The sequence below is a fragment of the Acinetobacter sp. SK-43 genome (assembly GCF_015351505.1).
Lineage (GTDB): Bacteria > Pseudomonadota > Gammaproteobacteria > Pseudomonadales > Moraxellaceae > Acinetobacter > Acinetobacter junii.
Genome location: NZ_JADKPY010000090.1, coordinates 1 through 4,625 on the forward strand (window position 1 = coordinate 1; position 4,625 = coordinate 4,625).

The following is a 4,625-nucleotide window of genomic DNA, read 5'->3' on the forward strand; positions in this document are numbered from 1 at the left end:
CACAATACGACTAATATGTCACAAAGACACCTCCATAAAATTAGTGTTAATTAAATGGTCATTTTCTTTACATTTAAAACATGATCCTAAAATTACATTTTTTATTCAAAAATATGTAAAGAAATTGCGATAATAAATCTATGTAAAGTTTAGGTACGTTTTATTATGATTATTGGATATGCTCGGGTCAGTACACATGACCAAAATCTAGATTCACAATTAGATGCACTCCAGAAGGCAGACTGTGAACAAATTTTTCAGGAAAAGATAACTGGAAAATCTAAGGATCGTCCTGAATTGTTAAGTTGCTTGAAAGCTCTAAGAAAAGGTGATGTTCTGATTGTTTGGAAACTTGATCGCCTTGCCCGTTCATTAAAAGATTTAGTTGAGATTATTACTGACTTAAATCAGCGTGAGATAGGCTTTAAATCGCTTACAGAGGCTATTGATACCACCTCTGCTACTGGCAGGCTAGTGTTCCATATTTTTGGAGCATTAGCTGAATTTGAGCATAGTTTAATTCGTGAACGTACCATAGCAGGTTTGGATGCAGCGAGAGCAAGAGGACGCAAAGGTGGACGCAAACCATCCATGTCTGAAAAAGATATTAAAAAGGCCCAAGCTATGTTACGAGATCCTCAAATTACTAAAACAGAGGTAGCAAAACATTTTGGAGTAAGCCGAGTAACGCTGAATAACTCACTGAATAATTCACTGAATAAATCTTAGAATTGTTCTTAGTTACTCTCTAACAAGAATTTCATATAATGGATTGTATCAGTCATATTTTAAAAGAGGTTTCTAGGTCTTTTATATTTCATGCATAATATTTAATATTTATTTAACAACTAAGTTAATATAAAGATAGTAAATAAAACATTATCATTTCATGGGGTAAAAGTGAGTCAAAAATTAATTCAAATTGGCTTTGATATTCATAGCGAGATGACATTGGATGAAATCATACAGGCCTTAAAATTCTGCCCTATTGCATACGATGTGGAGTCATTAGATTATCAACATTTCTTCTTTAAAGTTGAAGATGTATATCAAAAAAATCTAATCCTCAATTTCCTAAGCGATTTTAGATTACGTCAAGAGCTAATGAAACAAATTAGTCCACAGCAAAAGTCTTTTGTTGATGCAATTATTTTAGCAAGTATAAGTAAGTAAAATGATCTTTAATAATGTGGAATTACTACCATTCAACTTTAAGCGGATGGTGAATGATAACTATCTCATAACAAGTGTTACTGGTGATTTTGAGTTTATTTCTCAAGATGATTTAAGAAAAATCATTGCTAAAGATGAATCATTAGATATGGCTCTCTTTCTTAAATTAAAATCCAAATTTTTTCTGATGAGCACAAATGCTATTGGCTCAAAACGTGCTTTAACTTCAAGATTACATGCAAAAAAATCAACAATTTTAGAAGGAACCTCACTCCATGTTATTGTTGTGACAATTCAATGCATGCACTCATGTTCTTACTGCCAAGTCAGTCGCCAACAAGAAGGAGATGGGTTCACTATTAGCAGAGAAGATTTACTCTTGGCCTGTGATACTATCTTTGAAAGTACATCAGATACTTTAACAGTTGAGTTCCAAGGGGGAGATCCTTTAATCAAATATGATTTAGTAAAACTTGCTATTGAGTACATTACTGAAAAAAACAAAGTGCACAACAGATCTATTCGTTTTGTAGTGACTACAACATTGCATCAGCTAACCTCTGAGATGTGTCTGTTTTTTAAAGAACATCAAGTGGTATTGTCTACAAGTATCGATGGTCTTGTAGACTTACATAATAAAAATAGACCAATTGCTAATCGAGATGCTTATGAAAGAACTATTGAAGGCTTAGAGCTAGCACGTAAAGAATTAGGTCTAGACTCAGTTTCTGCGTTAATGACGACTACACGTAAAAGCTTGGATTATCCTAATGAGATTGTAGATGCATATGTTCAATTAGGATTTAAAGATATTTTTATCCGTGGTTTGAGTGATTTTGGATTTGCGAAGAAAAACTCAAAGCGACTTGCACCAACTCACACTGAGTTCTTAGATTTTTATGAGAAAGCATTGGAACGTGTCATTTACTGGAATGATCAAGGATATGAACTAATAGAAGTTCATTCTGCAATCTTATTAAATAAAATTCTTTCCCCATTTGATCAAGGTTATATTGATCTCCAAAGTCCATCAGGTGCAGGGCTTGGGTGTATTGTTTATAACTATGATGGTTATGTATACCCTAGTGATGAGTCTCGCATGTTAAAAGAAACAGGGGATACTTCATTACGCTTAGGTAAAATTGGTGAACCTTTATCTCAATTACTAAGCTCTGATCTACAAAGAAATATCATTACTTCGAGTTTGAATTTTAATGATCCGAGTTGTAGTCAATGTGCTTATCTACCGTACTGTGGGCCTGATCCAATCAGTGCTTATAACGAATTTGGTACTATGATCCCACCAACCCACTTAACAAGTCATTGTAAGCGTTACATGGGTTTGTTTGATGTGATATTTAACAAATACCAAAATTCTGAAAAGTTTAGAACGTTAGCAAACCAGTGGGCCTTTAGTAAGTAGATAAGATGAGAAAAATAAAGCTAAACTCAGTCACAGAACATACCCCACAAATATTTAGGGTACTTAGTCTTGATAACTTGAATGTAGAGTGGTTGCCTAATCAATCCATTCTTGTGCCAATTACTAATGTTCAGGAAATAGAAATATTTGATCGATATATTCAGGCAGGGTTAGATAATCTATATTCAATTTATAGCTCTGACTTGCTTGAAAGGGTTGGTGCGAATAATCTCTTTATTCCACAACAACAAGTATTAAAATCAAATGATGTAGTTAATATTGATCCATATAAAAAGAATCTAAACGTGCTTTTGAGAGCAAGTGATACACATCACACGTTATTCTTAACTAACAGATGCAATAATTACTGCATCATGTGTTCTCAACCACCAACTAAGCATGATGATTCATGGTTAGTGCAACAAGCTTTAGAAATAATTGACCATCTCAGCTATGAACCGATGAATATTGGTTTGACTGGCGGTGAGCCATTACTACTCGATTCTCAGTTAAGGTTAATTATTAATACCATTCATAATAAATTTCCTTCAACCCAGATTGATGTATTAACGAATGGTCGCTTGTTTAGTGATCCTAAGATAGCTGAATCAGTATTATCTCATCTAGATACGAAGGTGAATTGGCTTGTCCCACTATATGGCCATGCGGATCTCTTACATGATTTTGTGGTGCAACAACATTCGGCTTTTGAAGAAACACTAGAAGGTCTATATGTCCTCCAGCATTACGAACAACCGATACAATTAAGAATTGTTTTAGTTAAGCCTGTATTGGAGAACTTAATTGATCTTTGTACCTATATACGAACCAATCTTCCATTTGTGAATGAGGTCGCTCTGATTGGATGTGAACCTATTGGTTTTGCACTTGCGAATAAGGAACTTAGCCAAGTTGATATTAATGACTGGTGGGATCAACTAAATGCGGCAGTGGATTTATTGCTAACTACCAAAACACGAATAATTTTGATGAATATTCCATTATGCTGTTTACCTCGAAGCTTATGGCAATATGCAGCAAAAAGTATCTCTGATTGGAAAAATACATATGATGAGGTATGTAATAGTTGTGAGATTAAAGCTGATTGTAGTGGACTATTTAGTTGGTATAAATCTGGATGGACACCATCTACATTATCACCAGTAAAACTTATTGATATTGTAGATACTTAGATTGCATAATATATATATTAATAAATTAATTTATTTTTTGGGGCGGTGTTAAATTGAGTAAATTCATAAAATCTTTGGCTCTTTTTGCTGTGTCAGCTCCAATCATTCATAACAAGACAGAAGCCATGACAAATGTGACTATTGATTCTTATGATAATTTAGAGCCTGTATCAATTCGTCCTCTCAACTATGAGTACGAGAATATGTTTGCTGCACATCGAAGTCATTCAAGTCACCGTAGCCACTCAAGTCATTCGAGTCATTATTCGGGTTCAGGTTATTCGGGTTATTCAAACTCAAGCATCCCAAGCTATTCTGTACCTACATATCGCACACCAAGTTCAAGTAGTTCATATGCTGGAACTACTTCAACTGCGAGAAAAAGTTCAAATATAAGTGTAAAAACATATAGTAATGTTCCTACGCAAACAGATACCACATCTAATCCATTTTATGGTAACTCTGCTTCAGCTAATACTGAAGCAACTGAAGATCCTGTATTAGCCCGTGTGCTACAAGTGAAACTTGTACAAATGTCTCTACTAAGACTTGGTTATTATTCTGGAAAAGTTGATGGTGATCTGGGTAAAAATACAAGAAAAGCGATTACCGCTTATCAATTTGATAACGCATTAACTACTAATGGTCGAATGACTACAGAATTATTAAATAGTCTAGGCATAACCGCAGTAAGTTTTGTCGAGGCTGCTGATTAAGAGTTTGGATCAGATAATATAAATTTAGTAAAGTTTTCCTCTCTTTGGTTTGATCTTCGATTTAGTCATTTATGGTGTAAAATCATTGAATTTACTAACAATGATTTTTAAGTTTGTTAC

At 34.0% G+C, this 4,625-nt stretch carries 5 protein-coding genes; all 5 read left to right on the forward strand.

Annotated elements, in window-relative coordinates; translation table 11 throughout:
• The first annotated feature begins 165 nt into the window (after positions 1 to 165).
• The 5 genes from IRT38_RS17270 to hxsA all read left to right on the forward strand — a co-directional run bounded on the left by IRT38_RS17270 (position 166) and on the right by hxsA (position 4,505).
• Entirely contained in the window at positions 166 to 729 is a 564-nt protein-coding gene (locus IRT38_RS17270) for a recombinase family protein (protein ID WP_126131830.1), read from the forward strand.
• Positions 730 to 900: 171 nt separating this feature from the next.
• Positions 901 to 1,173 carry a hypothetical protein gene (locus IRT38_RS17275; protein ID WP_126131829.1) on the forward strand — a complete coding sequence of 91 codons (273 nt, stop codon included), beginning with the start codon at positions 901 to 903 and terminating at the stop codon, positions 1,171 to 1,173.
• Position 1,174: 1 nt separating this feature from the next.
• Positions 1,175 to 2,596, forward strand: a complete 1,422-nt coding sequence (gene hxsB / locus IRT38_RS17280) for a His-Xaa-Ser system radical SAM maturase HxsB (protein WP_126131828.1) — start codon at positions 1,175 to 1,177, stop codon at positions 2,594 to 2,596.
• Between the two features lie 5 nt (positions 2,597 to 2,601).
• Positions 2,602 to 3,789: a His-Xaa-Ser system radical SAM maturase HxsC gene (gene hxsC, locus IRT38_RS17285; RefSeq protein ID WP_126131827.1), complete on the forward strand. Its 1,188-nt coding sequence runs from the start codon at positions 2,602 to 2,604 to the stop codon at positions 3,787 to 3,789.
• A gap of 89 nt (positions 3,790 to 3,878) precedes the next feature.
• A complete protein-coding gene (gene hxsA, locus IRT38_RS17290) occupies positions 3,879 to 4,505 on the forward strand; it encodes a His-Xaa-Ser repeat protein HxsA (RefSeq protein ID WP_227545328.1) in 627 nt (208 codons plus the stop codon).
• The last annotated feature ends 120 nt before the right edge of the window (positions 4,506 to 4,625 follow it).